General features: G+C 63.8%; 17 protein-coding genes. 7 read left to right on the top strand and 10 right to left on the bottom strand.

The genetic code is table 11. The features are described from left to right. Positions 1–87 precede the first annotated feature (87 nt). Positions 88–489, top strand: coding sequence for a hypothetical protein (locus J3P94_RS13750; protein WP_434568356.1), 402 nt, complete (start codon positions 88–90; stop codon positions 487–489). A 227-nt stretch (positions 490–716) separates the two neighbouring features. On the opposite strand, the gene J3P94_RS13745 is transcribed toward J3P94_RS13750, so the two are convergent. The 4 genes from J3P94_RS13745 to J3P94_RS13730 form a co-directional block, all read right to left on the bottom strand. Then, on the bottom strand, positions 717–3,140 hold the full coding sequence (locus tag J3P94_RS13745) for a TonB-dependent siderophore receptor (RefSeq protein ID WP_434568355.1): 2,424 nt from the start codon (positions 3,138–3,140) through the stop codon (positions 717–719). Between the two features lie 67 nt (positions 3,141–3,207). Further along, the gene (locus J3P94_RS13740) at positions 3,208–4,149 is read right to left on the bottom strand and encodes a FecR domain-containing protein (protein ID WP_434568354.1); all 942 of its coding nucleotides are present in this window, start codon (positions 4,147–4,149) and stop codon (positions 3,208–3,210) included. Beyond that, entirely contained in the window at positions 4,149–4,658 is a 510-nt protein-coding gene (locus J3P94_RS13735) for a sigma-70 family RNA polymerase sigma factor (RefSeq protein WP_434568353.1), read from the bottom strand. The genes J3P94_RS13740 and J3P94_RS13735 overlap by 1 nt, the downstream gene beginning before the upstream one ends. Before the next feature lie 150 nt (positions 4,659–4,808). Continuing rightward, positions 4,809–5,330, bottom strand: a complete 522-nt coding sequence (locus J3P94_RS13730) for an SgcJ/EcaC family oxidoreductase (RefSeq protein WP_434568352.1) — start codon at positions 5,328–5,330, stop codon at positions 4,809–4,811. Between the two features lie 175 nt (positions 5,331–5,505). On the opposite strand from J3P94_RS13730, the gene J3P94_RS13725 reads away from it, so the two are divergent. From J3P94_RS13725 to J3P94_RS13710, 4 genes are read left to right on the top strand one after another with little or no spacing between them, the layout of a single operon-like run. Then, positions 5,506–6,690 (top strand): sensor histidine kinase, encoded by a 1,185-nt coding sequence (locus tag J3P94_RS13725; protein WP_434568351.1) that lies wholly within the window; start codon positions 5,506–5,508, stop codon positions 6,688–6,690. Continuing rightward, on the top strand, positions 6,687–7,355 hold the full coding sequence (locus tag J3P94_RS13720; RefSeq protein WP_434568350.1) for a response regulator: 669 nt from the start codon (positions 6,687–6,689) through the stop codon (positions 7,353–7,355). The genes J3P94_RS13725 and J3P94_RS13720 overlap by 4 nt, the downstream gene beginning before the upstream one ends. Beyond that, positions 7,352–9,664, top strand: coding sequence for an ATP-binding protein (locus J3P94_RS13715; RefSeq protein ID WP_434568349.1), 2,313 nt, complete (start codon positions 7,352–7,354; stop codon positions 9,662–9,664). Before J3P94_RS13720 ends, J3P94_RS13715 begins: the two co-directional genes overlap by 4 nt. Continuing rightward, the gene (locus J3P94_RS13710) at positions 9,661–10,143 is read left to right on the top strand and encodes a response regulator (RefSeq protein ID WP_434568348.1); all 483 of its coding nucleotides are present in this window, start codon (positions 9,661–9,663) and stop codon (positions 10,141–10,143) included. The genes J3P94_RS13715 and J3P94_RS13710 overlap by 4 nt, the downstream gene beginning before the upstream one ends. Positions 10,144–10,283: 140 nt before the next feature. Here the strand turns inward: J3P94_RS13710 and J3P94_RS13705 are convergent, their stop codons facing one another. The 3 genes from J3P94_RS13705 to nirB form a co-directional block, all read right to left on the bottom strand. Then, complete coding sequence (locus J3P94_RS13705) at positions 10,284–10,724, bottom strand: CBS domain-containing protein (protein ID WP_434568347.1); 441 nt, start codon at positions 10,722–10,724, stop codon at positions 10,284–10,286. Positions 10,725–10,915: 191 nt separating this feature from the next. Next, positions 10,916–11,287 carry a nitrite reductase small subunit NirD gene (nirD, locus tag J3P94_RS13700; protein ID WP_434568346.1) on the bottom strand — a complete coding sequence of 124 codons (372 nt, stop codon included), beginning with the start codon at positions 11,285–11,287 and terminating at the stop codon, positions 10,916–10,918. Beyond that, positions 11,287–13,848 (bottom strand): nitrite reductase large subunit NirB, encoded by a 2,562-nt coding sequence (nirB, locus tag J3P94_RS13695; RefSeq protein WP_434568345.1) that lies wholly within the window; start codon positions 13,846–13,848, stop codon positions 11,287–11,289. The genes nirD and nirB overlap by 1 nt, the downstream gene beginning before the upstream one ends. A gap of 560 nt (positions 13,849–14,408) precedes the next feature. On the opposite strand from nirB, the gene J3P94_RS13690 reads away from it, so the two are divergent. Beyond that, on the top strand, positions 14,409–14,822 hold the full coding sequence (locus tag J3P94_RS13690; protein ID WP_434568344.1) for a CBS domain-containing protein: 414 nt from the start codon (positions 14,409–14,411) through the stop codon (positions 14,820–14,822). Between the two features lie 29 nt (positions 14,823–14,851). Next, a complete protein-coding gene (locus tag J3P94_RS13685) occupies positions 14,852–15,835 on the top strand; it encodes an SDR family oxidoreductase (protein ID WP_434568343.1) in 984 nt (327 codons plus the stop codon). Here the strand turns inward: J3P94_RS13685 and J3P94_RS13680 are convergent. The 3 genes from J3P94_RS13680 to J3P94_RS13670 all read right to left on the bottom strand — a co-directional run bounded on the left by J3P94_RS13680 (position 15,824) and on the right by J3P94_RS13670 (position 20,053). Continuing rightward, on the bottom strand, positions 15,824–17,431 hold the full coding sequence (locus tag J3P94_RS13680) for an alpha-amylase family protein (RefSeq protein ID WP_434568342.1): 1,608 nt from the start codon (positions 17,429–17,431) through the stop codon (positions 15,824–15,826). The two genes, J3P94_RS13685 and J3P94_RS13680, sit on opposite strands and share 12 nt — an antisense overlap. A 10-nt stretch (positions 17,432–17,441) precedes the next feature. Next, positions 17,442–18,968: an alpha-amylase family glycosyl hydrolase gene (locus J3P94_RS13675; protein WP_434568341.1), complete on the bottom strand. Its 1,527-nt coding sequence runs from the start codon at positions 18,966–18,968 to the stop codon at positions 17,442–17,444. A gap of 455 nt (positions 18,969–19,423) precedes the next feature. Further along, complete coding sequence (locus J3P94_RS13670) at positions 19,424–20,053, bottom strand: TetR/AcrR family transcriptional regulator (protein ID WP_434568340.1); 630 nt, start codon at positions 20,051–20,053, stop codon at positions 19,424–19,426. Between the last annotated feature and the right edge of the window lie 55 nt (positions 20,054–20,108).

Genomic DNA, 20,108 nt, shown 5'->3' with positions numbered 1-20,108 from the left:
TGACCAGCGCGCCGCGAGGCATCACATTGCCGGGGTCGCCCATACGCCCAAAGGCGGTTTTGTTGTGTCGCAGACCTTGTGGAGCCCATGACCGCGTCGATGCCGATCCGTCCCCCCTGCCCGCCCGGCGTCTGTGATTGCGGGCGTGATGCGTTGCTGCAAACGCCAGGCAGCGATTTGCGCATCCTTTGCCTGAATCGTCAGGAAGAAAAACGCCTGCTTGAGCGACTGGAAAACATCCAGAGCCTGGACGAGCTTGAACGGTTGCAGCAGCGGTTGTATGAAAACCTCGGCGTACGGGTAACCATCGAGCCGGGTTACAACGAAGTGCGGACCATGCGCGGCATCGCTATCGAATTCCAGGAGCAGCCAGGCCTGTGCCGCAAGATCCGCCAGTCGATTCCGGCGGCGATTCGTCGAGGGCTGGAGAAACGGCCTGAAATCGCCTGGCGGCTGCTGGATGCCCACGACCTGTTTCGCGACGGCTGATATCGTTTTTTAAAAATGCCATTGCATTCCCTGTGGGAGCGAGCCTGCTCGCGAAAGCGGTAGCACAGTCAATGAAGATGTTGAACGTACCGGCCTCTTCGCGAGCAGGCTCGCTCCCACAGTTGGACCATCTATTTAATGGCCGCCGGAAATCCCCTGTGGGAGCGAGCTTGCTCGCGATGGCGGCGGGTCATTCAATGAAGATGTTGGATAAACAGCAACTCCAATCAGAAATCGACAGTCGCCGACACCAGGTAAGTGCGCGGCGTCGCCAGGGTCAGCCCCGGCTCGCTGTCGTCCGAAGCCCCGGCCGAGCTCCAATAGCGCTTGTCCGCCACGTTCTCGATATTGGCGCGCAAGGTGATGTGCTTGTCATCGACCTTGAAGGCATACCGCGCACCGACGTCGAACCGCTCCCAGGAATCGATTTCCTTGGTATTGGACGGGTCCAGGTACTGCGAGCTGGAATAGATGCCGCGGCTGGTCAGGGTCAACCCCTGCACAGTCGGCACGTCCCATTCGGCGCCCAGGTTGACGTTGTACTCCGGTGTCGCCGGCGCGCGGTTGCCGTCAAACGCTGGGTTGGTGGTGTCGGTCAGTTCGCTGTCGATGTACATCACGCCACCGAGCAGGCGCAATCCCTTGACCGGTTCACCGAATACGCTGACTTCCGCGCCGGTGTTCTCGCGCTTGCCGTTCGGGCCGAAGACGTTGGTCGTGGCGTCGGTGGCATAGGCCGGTTGCTTGATCCGGAACACGGCGGCGGTAACGGCCAGCGCGCCGGCATCGTACTTGGCGCCAACCTCGACCTGGCGGCTGATGAACGGCGGGAAGATTTCATCGCTGTTGTCCGAGGACGTCGGCGCGATCTTGCCCTGGCTCAGGCCTTCCATGTAGTTGGCGTAGAGGGACAGCTTGTCGGTGGCCTTGAACAGGATGCCGCCCGACGGCGAGACTTTTTCCTCGTCATAGGCGGTGGGACCTTTGATCCCATCGGACCAGTCATCTACTTCCACCCGCTGCCAGCGGGCGCCAAGGGTCAGCAGCAGGCGGTCATCGAAGAAACCCAGGGTGTCGGACAGCGCCACGCCGCTGAAGTGGTTCTCGGTGTAGACCTTCGGGTCCGGCCGTGTGGGGGTGTTCGGCGTCGGTGTCGGCACCGGGTCATAGAGGTTGCTGCGCCCGTTGGCATAACGGGCGCCGCCGTTCTCGAAATCCATGTAGAAATAACTGGCCGCCAGGTTCAGCTCATGGCTCACCGGGCCGGTCTGGAACCAGTTGCGCACCCCGGCATTGGCCGTCCGCACATTCTCGTCCCGGGTAAAGTCGCGGGGCGACACGGTGAAATCGCCGGCCGCATTAGTGACCGACACGTTGTGCCGCAGAAAGTCGTGGTTGCTTTTACGCGCCCCGACACCGCCGTAGAGCATGACCGAATCGCTGACGTCGAATTCGCCGTTCACAGCGCCGAAGGTGTCCTCGGTACGCGCCTTGCTCCAATGCTGCGCGTAATTGCGTCGCACATCGCTGGCGTGCGGCACCGGCGCGGCGGCGCCGACCTGGACGCGCTCCTGCGGTGCGTCGGTGTCACGCTCGGTGTGGCCTATATCGGTAGAAAGACGTAGGCGCTCGCCACGAAAATCCAGGCCCAGCACGGCCATCTGGCGATCCACGCGCTGATGATCCCAGTCGGTGTCGCCGGCCTGCTTGACGCCGTTGAAACGCACGCCAAACTGGTTGTCCTCGCCAAAACGGCGGCCGACATCCACGGCAGCGCCGGGCTGGCTGTCGGAGGCGTAGCTGCCGGTCAGGGACGTGATCGGCGTGTCGGTGGCCCGCTTGGGCACTATGTTGATCCCGCCGCCGACGCTGCCTCGCGGCGAGATCCCATTGATCAGTTGGGTCGGGCCCTTGAGGATGTCGACGCGATCGGCCATCTCCATGTCGATTGTATAAGTCGGCAGCACGCCATAAAGGCCGTTGTAGGCCACGTCACTGTTGAACAGGCTCAAGCCACGAATGGTGAATTGCTCATAACGCCCGCCCGCCGGGTTGGTGGCGCGCACCGAGGGATCGCTGGCGACCAGGTCACCGAGGGTCCGTGCTTGCAGATTCTTGACCGTCTCCCCCGTGTAGGTGGTCATGCTGAACGGCGTTTCCATGAAGTCACGGGAGCCGAGCAAGCCCTGGGATCCACGCCGTGCCACCTGCCCCCCTGCGTAGGGATCGCCTTGCGTCGCGCCGGTGGCGCCGAAAATCGAGGTCGGCGCCAGCTGCAGGCTGCTGCCTTGCGCCGCAGGAGTGAGCATGTAGGCCTGCTCCCCCACTGGCTGCAGCTGCAGGCCAGAACCCTGCAGCAGCCGGGCAAAACCCTCCTCCACGCCAAACTCGCCAGCGAGCCCGGCACTGTTGCGACCGCTCACCAGGGCCGGGTCCACCGAGAGGTTGACGCCAGCCTGGCCGGCGAACCGGGTCAGCGCGGCGCCGAGGCTGCCGGCGGGAACCTGATAGCTGCGCCGGGCGCTTTCCTCGGCCTGGCTGGGCGGGATGAAAAACGCACCGGAGCTCAGGCTCAGCATGAGGCTCAGGTTCAGCAACGGGCGCCAGCCAGCAAGGGCCGGACGAAAACGTAAAGATACTGCTGCGGGCATTGGAGCAACTCTCGTTTTTTGTTCAGTTGCCTTGAATGACAAGCGAGACAAAAAAAGGGGACAGGCTTCAGACGATATTTTTTCGCGGCGTCAAGGTGACCCAATAGCGGGTACGCATGTGCACCTCAAGCGGCAGGCTGGCCGAGAGCAGCGCGAGGATCCGGTCGGTGTTTTCCAGACGGAAGCTGCCGGTGACGCGGAGCGCTTCCAGCCCTTCGTCCCAGCGCAACACGCCGGGGCGATAGCGGTCCAGCTCCCGAAGGAAATCCCCCAGCGGCTGGTTCTGCGCCACGAGCACGCCTTCACGCCAGCCCATCTGCCCGGCGTCGAAGGTGCTGGTCGCAGCCGCGCCAGTGGCACTTAGGTCGACCTGTTGGCCTTCTTCGAGTCTCCGCGCTGGCCCTTGCGCGGGTTGCAGTTGCACCGCGCCGCTGACTACCGAAACCCGGCAGTTGCGTTGATCCAGCCGAATACAGACTTCGCCTCGGCCGACGCTCACCTCACCGTAGGGCAGCTGGACCGCCAAGGGGACGTCGACGACTTTCAGGGCGATCTCGCCGCGCAGCAGCATCAAGCGGCGCGCCTCAAGGTCAAGGTCCACAGCGCTGTCGGTGTTCAACTGCAAAACGTCGCCACCGGCCAGCGTCCACCGACGGCGTTCCCCGGTGGCGGTGTGCAGGTCGGCGCGCCAGGCGTCCAGCGGCAGTTCACGTCCCAGCAACCACGCGGTCGGTACCAGCGCGGCGACACCCAACGCGCGCTTGAGTACGCTGCGACGGGCCAGTGCGGGACGATCCAGGGTGGCCAGGCCCAACGATGACGGCACCTCGGCAAACCGCTGGCGCAGGCGCTGGGCTTTCTGCCAGGCCGCTTCGTGCTCGGCCTTGCTTTCGCGCCAGCGCTGCAGCGCGCCATGATCGAATTCATCGGCGCCTGACTCGATCAGCGCCAGCCAGCGGGCCGCCGCCCGGGCGACTTCACGGGCTTCGGCCGACGGAGCCTGGCGCATCAGAAGTCCACCAACAGGCAATGTTCGTAGGCCTGGGCCATATAACGCTTCACCGTGCGTTCGGAGACTTGCAGGCGCTCGGCGATCTCGCGGTAACCGAGGCCTTCGAGCTGGCTCCACAGGAACGCCCGACGCACCACCGGCGGCAGGCCGTCGAGCAACTCGTCCAGGGCCTGCAGGGTTTCCAGCAGCAGCCACCGCTGCTCTGGAGACGGCACGCATTCGGCGGGGAGGCTGGCCAACGCGTCGAGATAAGCCTGTTCCAGATGGCGGCGCGTGTAGAAATTGCTCAACAAGCGCTTGCCCACCGTCAACAGGTAGGCGCGCGGTTCATGCAGGTCGGCCAGCGACTGGGCGCTGGACAGTACGCGCAGGAACGTATCCTGGCGCAGGTCGGCGGCATCCCAGGCATTGCCCATGCGCCGTCGCAGCCAGCCTTCCAGCCAACCGCCATGATCACGGTATAACGCGTCGAGGGCGTGCTCCGCCGGCTTAGCTGCATCAAGCATGTGAAGTGGCCCTGGGCAAGAATATCTTAAATGAGACTGATTCTAATTAATGTTCCCAGGTGAATCCAAGGCTTTAATTCATCGACGGTCAAAACGTCTGGCGAAGCAGGCGCCCTTGGACACCCAGGGCGCGCCGTATATTGCCTGCCGTCAGTGGCTGGCCTGCAGGGTCTTCGGTACTTCCGGCATGGCCGACGAGTGATGGTTGATGATTTTCCACTGGCCGTCGAGTCGCTCGTAAAGGAAGGTATAGCGCGCCTGCACTTCCCGCTTGGAACCGTCGGTCTGGGTCAGCGTAAAGGTATAGACTCCGCTGTCCATCGCCGCGTCAGGCCCCAGGTGACGGATTTCCCGGTAGTTGATCACCCCGACCGGCTTGGCCGCCAGGAAGTGCACGAAATAGTCCTGGATCTGCGCCGGGGTACTGCGCACCTTGTTGGAGACGGTCGGTTGCAGAATCGCATCCGGGGCGTACAGGCTGGTGACCGCGACGGCGCTGCCGGTCTTCAACGCAGCGTTCCAGCGGTCGAACAGCCCGGCGATTTCACGGTCGTTGGCGTTCTGCGGCTGCTCGGCCACGGTGCTGTAGACAAACGGCGTGGTCTCAAGCGCTTGGGCAAGGGGTGCGCCCAGCAGGAGAAAAGCGGCAATGGCACAGGTTTTCATTTTCATCGTAGCGTTCCTTTGGGTTTCAATGAGCCCACTGTGCCGGCCTTCGCAAGCGTCGCCATCGGCCAACCGGTGCCGATCGCCTATGCCATTCGGCAGATAGGCCGGGTGTCGATCACAGGGTTTAATGAAACCATCACCAACCGCGCCGGTTTCCCCTTCCACGCTGGAGTTCCCCATGCAAAGCCCACCCCATGACCCTGGCAGCGCCTTGGCGATCCGCACCCAGTACCGCCAGTCGCAAAGCCGGGCGGCGCGCCTGGGCCTGTTGTTGGGCACCGGGCACGAACTGACCCGCCTGCCGTTGGCGCAGATGCGCCAACGCGCGGTGGAACGTGCGTGCGCGTTCGTCGCCATGGATCACGGTCTGTTGCTGGAATGGAACGCTGACAGCCAGTTGCAAACCGTCGCCAGCCACGGCAGCGGCGAACGCCTCGAGCTGCTCGCCGAGCTGGCCCAACCGCCCTCGCCTGCTTCGCAGTGGATGGATCGCCCCGGCACGCCGTTGCCGCAGATCCTGCGGATCCCTCTGCGCGGGTCCAACGGCGTTGCGTTCGGCGCGCTGCTATTGGGCAACAGCGTGCCCTTGGGCGCCCCTGACAATGAAGACATCGAATCGCTGCAATTGCTGGCCACGCTGTTGGCGGCGCACCTGGAGAACAGCCGCCTGCTGCAAACGCTCCAGGCCCGCGAGCGGACCATGTCCGAGCTGGTCCATCGGTTGTTCAGCGCCCAGGAGGACGAGCGCAAGCGCGTCGCCTATGACCTGCACGATGGCCTCGCGCAGAACCTCGCCGGCTTGCATCAACGCCTCCAGGGCTTCGCCGGTCGCTGCCCGCCTTTGCCGGCGGCGCTGGCCGATGAACTGCGGGGCATTCTCGAACTGGCCCAGGGCTGCGTCGGCGAAGGTCGGCAACTGATCGGCGGCCTGCGTCCGCATGTGCTCGACGATTTCGGCTTGTACAAAGCCGTCGACAAGGAGGCCGATCGTCTGCGTGACGCCGGGCTCCGGGTCGATTGGGTCGAGCACAGCATCGCGCGCCTGCCGGGTAATACCGAGATTGCGCTGTTTCGCATCGCCCAGGAAGGCATCAACAACATTCTCAAGCACGCCCAGGCCAATCAGGTTTCCCTCGGGCTGGCGGTGCGAGACGGCCAGGCTTGGCTGCGGGTCGAGGATGATGGCTGCGGCTTCGCCTTGGAACAACCCATCGAGACCAATGGCACCCGCCACCTCGGCCTCGCCGCGATGCAGGAGCGCGCGAGCCTGCTGGGTGGCCAGCTGAACTGTCGTAGCGCACCCGACCGCGGCACTCGATTGCTGGCCAGCGTGCCGTTGCCAGCCCACGGAGTACAGCCATGAATCGTCCCTTGCGCCTGCTGTTGGCCGATGATCACGAAGTGACCCGCACCGGGTTCATTTCCATGCTCGCCGGTACCGAAGGGTTCGAAGTCATCGGCCAGGCCTGCGACGGCCAGGAAGCGCTCGACCTGTGCGAACGGCTACAGCCGGATATTGCCATCCTCGACATCCGCATGCCCGTGCTCAACGGCCTCGGCGCGGCGCGCATCCTGCAACAACGCCAGCCGCAGATCAAAGTGATGATCTTCACCATGGACGACAGCCCCGACCACCTCGAAGCGGCCATCGGTGCGGGCGCCGTCGGCTATCTGCTCAAGGATGCCAGCCGCGAGGAAATGCTCCAGGCCCTCAGGCGGGTCGCCCAGGGAGAAGAGGCACTGAACAGTTCGGTCAGCGCCCGCCTGTTGCGCCGCATGGCCGAACGCGGCGCCAACGGTGCGCCGCCCGTCCAGGCCCTGACCGCGCGCGAACGCCAGGTACTCGGGCTGGTGGCCGGTGGGTTCAGTAATCGTGAGATCGGTGAAAAGCTCGGCATCGCCCCCGGCACGGCCAAAGCGCATGTGGAGCGGGTCATCGGCAAGCTCGGCGCCGCCGACCGGACCCAGGCGGCGGTGCGCGGCGTAGCCCTGGGGCTGGTGGCGCAGCCCAGCGGACAATGGCCATGAGGTTTCTGGCCGCCCGGAGATGGGCCGACTTGCCGTTACGGGGCAAGGCGTTGGTGGTGATCTCGCTGCCGTTGGTGGTCCTGCTGCTGTCGCTGGTACTGATCTACATCACCGAACGCCAGACGGCCCGTGCCGAAGAGGATGTGCGCCGGGTGCTGCTGGTCCAGGGCGACATCCAGGCCGTGCACACGTTGCTGGCCGAGGCCGCGGCCAGCGTGCGCGGTTACCTGCTGACCCGGCGGGAAGATTTCCTGCCCGGCTACGAACAGGCCACCCCGAGGATCCAGGCTGCATTGCAACGCCTGGATCACAATATCCGTGACGCGAGGATGCGCGAGCACCTCAAGACCATTACCCCGCTGATTACCGAAAAGCTTGCCGGGTTGCAGGCGTTGCGCACCGGCAGGGCCGACGACACCGCGGCCATCACCGCGATCCTGATCGAAAACAAACAGGTGCTCGACGTGCTGCGCGAGCAGATCAGCGCCATGCGCATCCGCGAGGATGCCCTGCTCGCCGACCGCAGCGCCGCCGCGTCGGCCACGCGCATGCGGCTGCTGTTCGCGACGTTGCTGGCGGCGGTGTGCGGGCTGTTCGGGGCCATTGTCGCGGTGCTGTTCCTGTCCAAGGGCATTGTCGCCCGGGTCCAGCAGGTGCAAGGCAACGCCCAACGCCTGGCGCTGGGCCAGCCATTGTTGCCGCAACCGCCGGAGAAGGACGAAATCGGCCAGTTGGGCACTCGCCTGGTGGAAGCCGGGCAGTTGCTCGCCGAACGCGAGCGCGCCCTGCGCGATAACGAGGAACGCCTGCGGCTGATCATCGATGGCGTCAAGGACTACGGCATTTTTGCCCTCGACGCCAAGGGCCATGTGATCACCTGGAATGCCGGGGCCGAGCGGATCAAGGGCTATACCGAACAGGAGGTACTCGGCCGGCATTTCTCGCTTTTCTATCTGGCCGAAGAGTGCCCGGCCCACCCCGAAATGGCCCTGCGCGAGGCCACCCGCGACGGCCATTACATGGAAGAAGGCTGGCGTTGCCGCAAGGACGGCAGTCGCTTCTGGGCCAGCGTGGTCATCACCACTCAATACGACAGCACCGGCGCGCTGCGTGGTTTTTCCAAGATCACCCGCGACATCACCGACCGGCGCACCGCTGAAATCGCCCTGCGTACCGCCCGTGAGGAAGCGGAAAGCGCGAGCCGGGCCAAGAGCGAATTTCTTTCGCGCATGAGTCATGAGTTGCGCACGCCGCTGAACGCCATCCTCGGCTTCGCGCAATTGCTGGACATGGACTCGGTCGCCGGCCAGCGCCCGCAGGTCAGCCACATCCTGCGCGCCGGCCAGCATTTGCTCGCGTTGATCAACGAAGTGCTCGACATCGCCCGGATCGAAGCCGGCCGGCTGCCCCTGAACATCGAGCCAATCGCCCTGCCGACCGTGCTGCACGAAGCCTTGACGCTGGTGTCGCCGATGGCCGCGGATTCGGGAATTCATCTGGCCGCCCTGCCCGCGCTGCCCGAAGGCAGTGGCGTGCTTGCCGATCGCCAACGCCTGGTGCAGGTGTTGCTCAACCTCCTCTCTAACGCGATCAAGTACAACCGGCCCGGCGGCGAGGTGCGTATCGAAGTGAGTGTCGAGGACCAACAGGTGGGCATTGCCGTCAGCGACACCGGGCACGGCATCGCCCCCGAACAGTTGGACCAGTTGTTCAAGCCGTTCGAACGCCTGGGCGCCGACCCGCAGGTCGAAGGCACAGGCCTGGGACTGTCCCTGAGCAAAAGCCTGCTGGAGATGATGCAGGGTAGCCTTCAGGTACTTAGCGAACCGGGACAAGGCTGCTGCTTCACCTTGCGCTTGCCCGCTGCCCAGGTATCAGGCGCCCAGTTGCCGCCATTGGCGGCGTTGGAAATCACCCGCCCGCGCACCGAGTTCGACGGCAAGGTCCTGTGCATCGAAGACAACCTGTCGAGCCTCGCCTTGATCGAAACCCTGATGCAGCGTCGCCCGGGCATCCAGCTGCTATCGAGCATGCAAGGCCAGTTGGGCCTGGACCTGGCGCGCCAGCACGCGCCGCAGCTGATCCTGCTCGACGTGACATTGCCGGACCTGGAGGGGCTGGAAGTCCTGCGTCGGTTGCGCCAGTCGGCGGCAACTGCGTCCACGCCGGTGCTGATGATCACCGCGGATGCCAGCGACCTCACTCACCGCGCCCTGCGCGAGGCAGGCGCCACGGCGATCCTGACCAAGCCCATTCATATCCAGGCCTTCCTCGGCCACCTTGAACGTTATTTACCGGAGTCCGCATGAATCGCGATCTGCGCATCCTGATTATCGACGATCAGCGCCCCAACCTTCAGCTGATGGAACAACTGTTGGCCCGTGAAGGGCTGCACAACGTGCTGAGCAGCACCGAGCCGTTGCGCACTCTCGACCTGTTCAACAGTTTCGAGCCCGACCTGGTCATCCTCGACCTGCACATGCCGGCCTTCGACGGGTTTGCCGTGCTGGAGCAGCTCAACCGGCGCATCCCGGCCAATGACTATCTGCCGATCCTGGTACTGACCGCCGACGCCACCCGCGACACTCGCCTGCGGGCCCTGGCATTAGGCGCCCGGGATTTCATCAGCAAGCCCCTCGACGCCCTGGAAACCATGCTGCGGGTCTGGAATCTGCTGGAAACCCGAGCCCTGTACAAATCGCTGCGTACATTGATTCCCGCCGAGCAGATCGAATTGTTGCGCCAGCATCGAGGGACGGCTGACCAGCGCATCGAGCCGTCAGCGTAGCGTGGCGAGGGAGCTTGCTCCCGCTGGGCTGCGTAGCGGCCCCAAAAATCTTACGGACGCTGCGCACTGGAGCGCCAGCCCGGCCGAGCGGGAGCAAGCTCCCTCGCCACAAGAGCTGTGCCTCCCTGCAACGGGTGGGTTCAGTGGCCGCGGATGTAATGCTCCAGCTGGCGGATCAGGTCCGCCTGTTCGACCAGCGCTTCCTTCACCAGGTCGCCGATGGACAGCAGGCCGATCAACTGGCCGTCATCCAGCACCGGCAGATGGCGCAGGTGGCTCTCGGTCATGACTTCCATGCAGCGTTCGATGCTCTGCTGGCTGCTGGCGGTGACGACCGGCGCGCTCATGATGGTGCGTACCGTGGTGCCCACTGACGAACGCCCCTTGAGCACCATCTTGCGCGCGTAGTCCCGCTCGCTGAACACGCCGATGACCTGGCCGTTCTCGATCACCGGCAACGCGCCGACGTTTCTATCGGCCATGATCTGCAGCGCTTCGAGCACGGTCTGGTCCGGCGCGATGCTGTGGACCTGCCGGTTCTGCACACTCTTGAGCTTTACCAGTTGAGCGGCGGTTTTCATTTTCCATCCCCACATTCAGCGAAAGGCATGTTTGAACCCAGGCCTGACAGTCAACGAATTACTGTGTGGGAGCGAGCTTGCTCGCGATAGCGTCGGGTCAGCCACATCCATAGTGATTGACGTACCGCTATCGCGAGCAAGCTCGCTCCCACAGGTATTCATGCATTTTTCAACTCATCCACTGGAGTGAGTCAGTCCGCGCCAATCTCCACCAGATCCCCGTTCAACCGCACCGGCCAGACCCGCAGGCGCTGTTCGGGATATTCCAGGCAATGGCCGTCTTCCAGGCGGAAATGCTGTTTGTACATCGGCGAGGCGATCACCAGTTCGCCCTTGATGCTGCCCAGCAGACCACGACCGATGACGTTCGCGCCGGACTTGGGGTCGCGGTTGTCGACGGCGTACAGCGGCTTGTCTGTATGCTCCGGCAGGTAGAGCAGCGCCACTTGGCGGCCGTCATGCCAGGCAACCACGCCGGAATTGGGCACCAGGTCCTCGCGGCTGCACAGGGTGCGCCATTGGACGGGTTCTTGAGCGATACGAACGACGTTTGACTGGCTCATCAGAGCACCTCCTCGGTGACGGGAATCAGGTGAAGTTCGCCGGCATGCACCGGCCGGCGCTGGCCGCGTTCGCGGACGAAGTGGACGTCCGGATCGCCGCGCTTGTCGTTGACGAAGGTCCGGAAGCGCTTGAGTTTTTCCGGATCCTTCAAGGCGTTGGCCCATTCGCACTCGTAGCGGTCGACCACCAGTTGCATCTGTGCTTCGAGCTCGGCGCCCAGGCCCAGGCTGTCGTGGATGATCACGTCCTTGAGGTAGTCCAGACCGCCTTCCAGGCTCTCGCGCCAGACCGAGGTGCGTTGCAACTTGTCCGCGGTGCGGATGTAGAACATCAGGAACCGGTCGATGTAGCGGATCAGCGTGGCGTCATCCAAGTCGGTGGCGAACAGCTCGGCGTGGCGTGGACGCATGCCGCCGTTGCCGGCCACGTAGAGGTTCCAGCCCTTCTCCGTGGCGATCACACCCACGTCCTTGCTCTGCGCCTCGGCGCATTCACGGGTGCAACCGGACACCGCGAACTTGAGCTTGTGCGGCGAGCGCAGGCCCTTGTAGCGGTCCTCGATGGTCAGGGCCATCTGCACGCTGTCCTGCACGCCGTAGCGGCACCAGGTGCTGCCGACGCAGGACTTCACCGTACGCGTCGATTTGCCGTAGGCGTGGCCGGTCTCGAAACCGGCTTCGATCAGCTCGGCCCAGATGTCCGGCAACTGGTGCAACTGCGCGCCGAACAGATCGATGCGCTGGCCGCCGGTGATCTTGGTGTAGAGGTCGTATTTCTTCGCGACGACGCCGATGGCGATCAGTTTGTCGGCGGTGATTTCCCCACCGGCAATGCGCGGTACCACCGAGTAGGTACCGTTCTTCTGCATGTTCGCCATGAAGGTGTCGTTGGTGTCCTGCAACGGCACCAGGTGCGGGTCCATGATCGGCTGGTTCCAGCACGACGCCAGGATCGAACCCACCGCCGGCTTGCACAGGTCGCAACCGGTATGGCCGCGACCGTGTTTGGCCAGCAGCTCTTCGAAACTGATGATCCCTTCCACCCGCACCAGTGCGTAGAGCTCCTGGCGGGTATAGGCGAAGTGTTCGCACAGGCTCTTGTCGACGCTGACGCCACGGGCGATCAGCTCGTGCTCGAATACCTGCTTGACCAGGGCCGCGCAGCCGCCGCAACCGGTACCGGCCTTGGTGTCGCACTTGAGCTGGCCTAGATCACTGCAGCCGCCGTCGATGGCCGCGCAGATCGAGCCCTTGGTGACGTTGTGGCACGAGCAGATGGTCGCCGCTTCGGGCAGTGCGGCCGGGCCCAGTGTCGGTGCGCCCTCGGACGATGGCAGGATCAGGCTGGCGGCGTCCTTGGGCAAGGCGATGCCGTTCTGCATGTATTGCAGCAGGGTGTCGTAATAGCTGTTGTCGCCCACTAGCACCGCGCCGATCACGCGCTTGCCGTCGGCGTCCACTACCAGGCGCCGGTAGCTGGCGCTGGTTTCGTCGATGAATTGGAAGCTGCGCGCACCCGGCGTGTTGCCATGGGCGTCGCCGATGGAACCGACGTCCACGCCCAACAGCTTGAGCTTGGTGGACATGTCTGCGCCGGTGAACGCCTCGCCAGCCTCGCCGCACAGGCGCGCCGCGACATTGCGGGCCATCTGGTAGCCCGGCGCGACCAGGCCGAAGATGCTGCCGTTCCAGGCCGCGCATTCGCCAATGGCGTAGATGTCCGGGTCGCTGCTCTGGCAATGGTCGTCAATCACCACGCCGCCGCGCGGGCCGATCTGCAGGTCGCACTGGCGAGCCAGGGCATCCTGGGCGCGGATACCGGCGGAAAACACGATCAGGTCGGTTTCCAGGAAGTCGTCGGTGGCGAAGTTCATCCGGTAACGGTATTGCTCACCGGCGCTGATGGATTGGGTGCCCTTGGACAGGTGCACGCCGACACCGAGTTTTTCGATGCGCGCCTTGAGGGCCAGGCCGCCCTGCTCGTCCAGTTGCACCGGCATCAGCCGTGGGGCGAATTCCACCACGTGAGCTTCCAGGCCAAGGGTCTTGAGGGCATTGGCCGCTTCCAGGCCCAGCAGGCCACCACCGACGACCACGCCACGCCGGGCATCGTTCGCGGCGGCGCGGATGGCGTCGAGGTCTTCAAGGGTGCGGTAGACCAGGCATGAGTCACCTTCGGCGCCCTGGATCGGCGGCACGAAGGGGTACGAACCGGTGGCGAGCACCAGCTTGTCGTAGCCGAGGCGCTCGGTGGCGGTGACAACCTGGCGCGCCTGGCGATCGATTTCCAGCACCGGCACGCCCAAGTGCAGCGTGACGCCGGGCGTCTGGTACAACGAGGCTTCGCCCAGGGCCAGCGACTCCGCATCGCGGCCCGAGAAATACTCGGACAAATGCACACGGTCGTAGGCACGCATCGGCTCTTCGCTGAACACATGCACGCGGTAATGATTGAGGGCACCGCGCTCGATCAGTTGCTCGACGCAGTGATGGCCGACCATGCCATTGCCGATCACGATCAGCGTTTGCAGCTTGTTCAGGGAAGCAACGTTGGAATTCATAAAAGCACCCGACAAAAGCCCATCACGGTTTTTTGGAAGCAAAAAAAAGACGCCTGAAACCTTGCGGTTCCAGGCGTCTTTGCCTGTTCTGTGCGGTATCGATCCGGCGACTGCGCCCTGACCTACCGTAATATCCCCGGCCTGCTGGCACTCGATCTTCGTTGACCGACGGGGCTGCCCACTCGATTGTGTTCGCGGTGGGCCTGGACAACGTCTTGCAGCGAGCGTGCCAATCCTCATCCGCAGCCGATCTGCCGCCGCATAGCCACCGCTAATCCCCTGTGGGAGCGGGCCTGCCCGCGAACACGCCCGCCCTGCCACCTCAAGCTGACCGGCGCCGGCTACCGTTTCGCTAACATCACCATCTGCCTTGCGATGGTGCGGCAACCCACCTGCGGCTTCATAAAAGTGCACCCCTTCAAACCCGCCGGCAAAAATCCTGAACCATCGTCAGCCCCGATTTTCACAATAAGTGAGGAGCCAGTCCGGTGGCCGCACAAGTGACCCGCGACAGCCGGACAGTGGCTTGCTGTCCAACCCGAAACGAAGGAGATTCAACGATGAAAATCAATGAAATCATGAGTCGGGAAGTCCGCACGATCTCGCCTGATACCCCTCTGCGCGAAGTCGCGCAGATCATGCGCCAGGCCGATATCGGCGCGCTGGTGATCAATCAGAACGACCGCATGGCCGGCATGGTGACCGACCGCGACCTGGTGATCCGGGCCATGGCCGAAGGCATGAACATGGACACCCCGGTCAGCCGGATCATGAGCGATGAGGTGCGCTATTGCTTCGATGACGAGGAAATCGACCACGTCGCCAAGAACATGGCCCAGATCGAAAAACGCCGCCTGCCGGTGGTGAACCGTGACAAGCGCCTGGTGGGCATGGTCTCGCTGGCCAACGTCGCCAGTTGCAACGCCGACAAGGTCAGCGCAAACCTGCTGCGCGGCGTCGCGCAACCCCACTGACCCTTGGTAGGAGCTGCGGAGCAAGCACAATGGATGAGCGAAACCCACCTGTGGTGGTGATCTGTGGTTCCACCGCCGGCGTCGGGCGTGCGACCGCACACCGATTCGCTGTCTCAGGCTATCGGGTCGGGCTGCTGGCCCGGGGCGAACAAGCCTTGGCGGCCACGGAAGAAGAACTCAAGCAACTGGGCGCAACATGCGTGGCGATCAGCGTTGATGTCGCCGACGCCGAAGCGGTGTTTGAAGCGGCACAGCGAATGGAGCGGGAATTGGGGCCGGTCAGCGTGTGGGTCAATTGCGCGATGGTCACGGTGTTTTCGCCGATCCGCCAACTGAGCGCCGAGGAGATCCGTCGGGTAACCGAGGTGACTTACCTGGGCACTGTCCACGGCACGCTCGCGGCGCTGGACATCATGGGCCGGCGCAACCGCGGGGTGATCATCCAGGTGGGGTCGGCACTGGCCTATCGCGCCATTCCGCTGCAGGCGGCGTATTGCGGGGCCAAGTTCGCGGTGCGAGGTTTCACCGATTCCTTGCGCTGCGAACTGCTTCACGAGCACAGCGACATCAAGGTCTGCATGGTGCAATTGCCCGCTATCAATACGCCTCAGTTCGATTGGGCGCGCAACAAGTTGGGCAAGCGCGTGCAACCCGTGCCGCCGATTCATGACCCGGACGTGGCCGCCCGGGCGGTATTCAGCGTGGTCAAGCGCACACCCAGGGAATTGTGGCTGGGCGCGGCCTCGCTCAAGGCCATCGTCGGCACTTGCCTGATGCCGGGGCTGCTCGATCGCTTGATGGCCCGTAGCGCCTATTCAGGACAGCTGACCAACGAGGACGACGACCCTCAGCGTCCGGATAACCTGTTCGAATCGCAGGAGTCCTTGCATCGTACCCGTGGGCGGTTCAGCGGTCGCGCGCGGGACTCCGCCCTGGCCCTGAGTTCGACGCAAGTGTCGGCCCTGTTGTTCGCCGTCGGCGGGTTGCTGGCGGTCGTGCTGCTATTGTTTTGAGTCGACGCGGCGGAACCACCGATAACCGTACCCGTGCAACGTCAGACCCGATTGCGTCGTGGCCGGGTACGGACTGTCGGATAACATTTCTTCGAAACCCTCCAGGTCCATTTCCCGCAATCGCACGGTGACCGTTTCCTTGCCGAGGTTCGCCAGCATGACCGAGGTGGCCTCGCAGGCATGGGCGATGGCGAACACCGCGGGATGATCGACCGTCAGCAGTTGCGCCTTGCCGTCACCGACTTCGTTCAGGTCCGCGCGGGTCAGCAACAAACGACGTGCCCGGTTCAGTAGTGATTCGGAGTCCTTCAGTTGGCCTGCAACGTTCAAATGCGCATAGGCAAACGGCCCTTCATCGATCACCGGTGCGGCCAAACGTTGGGCCGAGGAAAATCCGGCGTTGGCCTGGTCATTCCATTGCATGGGCGTGCGCACCGACAGGCGCTCGGGGCGGGACAGGTCGTCGCCCATGCCGATTTCCTCTCCATAGCGCACGATCGGCGTGCCGGGCAGCGACAGCAACAATGCCTGGGCCAACGCCTGGCGCCGGACATCGCCGTCGAGCATCGGCGCCAAGCGTCGGCGGATACCTCGGCCATACAAGCGCATGTCCGGCTCCGGGGCGAACGCCTGCATCACTTCTTCGCGCTCCTGCTCGCTCAGGCGTTCCAGGTCGAGCTCATCGTGGTTGCGCAGCCACACCGCGTAGTTCGCGCCGTCGGGCGGTGCCGGCCGCCGGGTGATGGCCCGTTGCAGGGGTTCGGCTTCGCCGCGGGCCAAGGCCAGGAACAGGTGGTTGTTCACCCAGAAATCCAGCACCAGGCCCAAGCGCTCGCCCGTGCCGAAATAATGGCTGTAGCGCTCCGGCTCGACATCCACCTCGCCCAACAGCACACCCTCAGGGTTGATGCGGGTCATGCATTTATAGAATCGGTCCAGCACCCAGACGCCTTGCTCTTCATCGCCGCCACCGGCCTGCTCAACCAGGTGCGAAGCGGCATCGAGACGAAAACCGGCGATCCCCAGTTCGAGCCAGTGATCCATGATCCGCTCGATCTCCTCGACGACCCGCGGGTTTGCCAGGTTCAGGTCCGGTTCGTGGCGATAGAACAGATGCCGATAGTATTGGCCTGCCTGCTCATCCCACTGCCAGATACTGTCTTCCACCGAGGGAAAGATCGGCTGGTTGCCGTCGTCAACCGGCGTGTCGGACCACAGGTAGTAATCCCGGTAGACACTGTCCTTGTCCCGTCGCGCCCGAAGGAACCACGGGTGCTGGTCGCTGGTGTGTTGCACCACCAGTTCGAGAATGACGCGCATGCCGCGCTCCCCAGCCTGGACGATCAACTGGCGCAGGTCTTCCTCGCTGCCAAAACGCGGATCCAAGGCCATGAAATCGCTGACGTCATAACCGGCGTCCTTGAAGGGAGACCGGTACAACGGCATCAGCCAGAGCGCACCGACGCCCAACGCTTGCAAGTAGTCGAGTTGCTGGATGACGCCCTTCAAGTCGCCCCGACCGTCGCCGTTGCTGTCCAAGAACAAGGAAGGGTCGATCTGGTAGATCAAGGTGTTTCGGTGCCAGTTGGCTTTCATCAGTCATTCCTCATCGACACAGGATCACGGCTTGCTCGGCGGCCAGTCGGCCGCTGAATGGCCGGCCTTCATCGGCCCTGTCACTGGCGATCTCCACGCGCCAGGGGCCGGCCAGGGGAAACGTGTGCTCATGGTCGGCAAAGTTGACGCAGACCAGGCGCTCATCGCCGTCGCAACGACGTCGATACGCCAACACCTGCGGGTGCGATGGCAGCTCTTCCCAGCCGCCCAGGCGCAGGGCCGGGCTGTTGCGCCGGCAGGCCAGCAAACGTCGGTAGAGCGCCAACACCGAATCATCGGCACGCTCCTGCGCTTGCACCGACAGCAACCCCGCATCGGGTGCGAAAGGCAGCCATGGCACCTGTCCCGACCAGCCGTGAGGCGCTTGTTCGGTCCACGGCAACGGCGCGCGGCTGCCGTCCCGTCCGCCGGGGTCGACGCGGGTCTGGGCGGTCACGTGCGTATCCTCCAGGCCCAGCTCCTCGCCCTGATAGATGAAAGGCGTGCCGCGCAGCGTCAGCAGCATCACCGCCGCGGCCCGTGTCCGGCGCAATGAGCCACCGTAGCGACTGCGATGACGGCTGTTGTCATGGTTGGACAGCACCCAAGTGGGCCAGGCCTGCAAGGGGCCGAGGTCGTTTTCCACCTCACGGATGCACATGCGAAACACCACCGGATCCCAGGGCGCGTCCAGCGGCGGGAAGTTGAAGGACATGTGCAGTTCGTCACTGGCGCCGTAGTAAGCCGCCACCTGCGCCGTGGAGCGGATGTTCACCTCGCCGATCAGCACCCGCTCGCCGGGGTAGCTGTCCACCAGGCGCCGCAGCCCGCGCAGCACTTCGTGGCTGTAGGGCTGATCGTTGATCTTGACCATGGTTTCACCGGCCATGCAGCGCGGGTCATCGGCAAAGCTCTGGTCCTTGCCGACGCAATGCACCACGTCGACGCGAAACCCGTCCACGCCACGCTCCAGCCAGAAGTGCAGCACTTGATGCATAGCCGCGACGACGTGCGGGTTGTGCCAGTTCAGATCCGGTTGCTCGGGCAGGAAGAAGTGCAGGTAGTACTGCTGGCTGGTTTCGTCCCAGGTCCAGGCGCTGCCGCCGTCAATCGAGGCTCGCCAGTTGTTCGGCTGGTCACGCCAGATGTACCAGTCGCGCTTGGGGTTGTCGCGGCTGGAGCGCGACTCGATGAACCAGGGATGCTGGTCGGAGGTGTGGTTGGGCACGAAGTCGAGCAGCACTTTCAAGCCGCGTTCGTGGGCCTTGGCGATCAATGCATCCAGGTCCGCAAGGTTGCCGAACAGCGGATCCACATCGGTGTAGTCGCAGATATCGTAGCCCGCGTCGCACATGGGCGAGCGAAACACTGGCGAGAGCCACAACGCATCGATGCCAAGGCGTTGTAGATGGTCCAGGCGCGCTGTCAAACCGGGAAGATCGCCGATGCCGTCGCCGTTGGCATCGGCAAAGGAGCGAGGGTAAACCTGGTAGATCACGGCGTTCTTCCACCAGGGCGAAGGGAAGGAGTTGGGCATGTCGCCTCCTCTGATCGCAGTGTGTGGTGGGCAAGACCGCAGCCCCGCCTGCTGTCCTTTCATCAAGGGACATCAGTTAAGAACCGGAAAAGGGGCTTGGGGTTCGTTTTTTCTTGATGGAGAGTGAATCAGCGGAAGAGATGTTGGATGTGCCGCCGTCATCGTCGGATCGCCGCCCGGAGCAAGCTCGCTCCCACAGGGGACAGGGTTCACAAAGGTCCACTGTGGGAGCGAGCCTGCTCGCGAAAGCGTCAGCCTGACCAACTCAGAACCCGTGGCGAGGGAGCTTGCTCCCGCTCGGCTGCGCAGCAGTCGCAAACCGGCGGATACAGTCTGCCTGAAAGGTTGCTGGGGCCCGCTTCGCAGGCCAGCGGGAGCAAGCTCCCTCGCCACGCAAACCTGCTCCGAGATCGTGCCACCCCCTGTGGGAGCGAGCCTGCTCGCGAATCGCCCGGTCAGTTGGAGGCGATGCCAGCGGCCCGGTTGACCATCGCCACGATGCTGATGAACAGCTCTTCCTTGGCCTCCTCTGCACTGATTTCACCATTGGCCGCCGCATCGGACAACGCCTCCGCCGCCCCCAGCATCGCCCGCAGGCTCGCCTGGGAAAGTCGCCCGTTCCCGGCGAACGGTTCGAGCACCGACCGGCATTTGTCCAGGAAGATTCCTTCGTATTCCCGCTTGATGAGTTCCAGCTCCGGTGAGCTGCTCAGGGCTGCGCTGACGCCGGGAATTTCCCTACCCTGAAGCAGCACGCACTCGACGAAAGCATCTGCAATCACCTTCGAACGGCTTTCCAGAATCGGCTCGCTCGCCTCGAGCGCCGCATCCATCAGCGCTGTCTGGCGGGCGTCGAAATCCTGATAAAGCGCCGCCAAAAGTCCCGAACGCGTGACGAAATGGTCGTAAACGATGGGCTTGGTCACGCCGGCCTGGTCCGCGAGCCGGGCCAGCGTCAATGCTTCGCTGCCCTCCTCGCGCACCAGCCGCCAGGCGACATCCAACAATTGCCGTTGGCGATCCGCGCGGGCCAGGCGTCGACGGGGCGCCGGGGAAGACGATGAATTTTCTTCGGTGCTTGACATATTAACTTTACCAACCGTAACTTACTGTTCGTAACTTAACCAAGCATACTCGCTT

It is taken from the genome of Pseudomonas sp. Z3-8 (assembly GCF_051131975.1).
Taxonomy (GTDB): Bacteria; Pseudomonadota; Gammaproteobacteria; order Pseudomonadales; family Pseudomonadaceae; genus Aquipseudomonas.
The sequence above is the reverse complement of the archived record's forward strand: the minus strand, read 5'-3'. Positions and strand labels throughout refer to the sequence as shown.

What these genes read in the sequence shown, in the direction of transcription:
- J3P94_RS13750 (WP_434568356.1), top strand. Translation starts at nt 88, where the DNA reads ATGACCGCGTCGATGCCGATCCGTCCCCCCTGCCCGCCCGGCGTCTGT.
- J3P94_RS13745 (WP_434568355.1), bottom strand. Translation starts at nt 3,140, where the DNA reads ATGCCCGCAGCAGTATCTTTACGTTTTCGTCCGGCCCTTGCTGGCTGG.
- J3P94_RS13740 (WP_434568354.1), bottom strand. Translation starts at nt 4,149, where the DNA reads ATGCGCCAGGCTCCGTCGGCCGAAGCCCGTGAAGTCGCCCGGGCGGCG.
- J3P94_RS13735 (WP_434568353.1), bottom strand. Translation starts at nt 4,658, where the DNA reads ATGCTTGATGCAGCTAAGCCGGCGGAGCACGCCCTCGACGCGTTATAC.
- J3P94_RS13730 (WP_434568352.1), bottom strand. Translation starts at nt 5,330, where the DNA reads ATGAAAATGAAAACCTGTGCCATTGCCGCTTTTCTCCTGCTGGGCGCA.
- J3P94_RS13725 (WP_434568351.1), top strand. Translation starts at nt 5,506, where the DNA reads ATGCAAAGCCCACCCCATGACCCTGGCAGCGCCTTGGCGATCCGCACC.
- J3P94_RS13720 (WP_434568350.1), top strand. Translation starts at nt 6,687, where the DNA reads ATGAATCGTCCCTTGCGCCTGCTGTTGGCCGATGATCACGAAGTGACC.
- J3P94_RS13715 (WP_434568349.1), top strand. Translation starts at nt 7,352, where the DNA reads ATGAGGTTTCTGGCCGCCCGGAGATGGGCCGACTTGCCGTTACGGGGC.
- J3P94_RS13710 (WP_434568348.1), top strand. Translation starts at nt 9,661, where the DNA reads ATGAATCGCGATCTGCGCATCCTGATTATCGACGATCAGCGCCCCAAC.
- J3P94_RS13705 (WP_434568347.1), bottom strand. Translation starts at nt 10,724, where the DNA reads ATGAAAACCGCCGCTCAACTGGTAAAGCTCAAGAGTGTGCAGAACCGG.
- nirD (WP_434568346.1), bottom strand. Translation starts at nt 11,287, where the DNA reads ATGAGCCAGTCAAACGTCGTTCGTATCGCTCAAGAACCCGTCCAATGG.
- nirB (WP_434568345.1), bottom strand. Translation starts at nt 13,848, where the DNA reads ATGAATTCCAACGTTGCTTCCCTGAACAAGCTGCAAACGCTGATCGTG.
- J3P94_RS13690 (WP_434568344.1), top strand. Translation starts at nt 14,409, where the DNA reads ATGAAAATCAATGAAATCATGAGTCGGGAAGTCCGCACGATCTCGCCT.
- J3P94_RS13685 (WP_434568343.1), top strand. Translation starts at nt 14,852, where the DNA reads ATGGATGAGCGAAACCCACCTGTGGTGGTGATCTGTGGTTCCACCGCC.
- J3P94_RS13680 (WP_434568342.1), bottom strand. Translation starts at nt 17,431, where the DNA reads ATGAAAGCCAACTGGCACCGAAACACCTTGATCTACCAGATCGACCCT.
- J3P94_RS13675 (WP_434568341.1), bottom strand. Translation starts at nt 18,968, where the DNA reads ATGCCCAACTCCTTCCCTTCGCCCTGGTGGAAGAACGCCGTGATCTAC.
- J3P94_RS13670 (WP_434568340.1), bottom strand. Translation starts at nt 20,053, where the DNA reads ATGTCAAGCACCGAAGAAAATTCATCGTCTTCCCCGGCGCCCCGTCGA.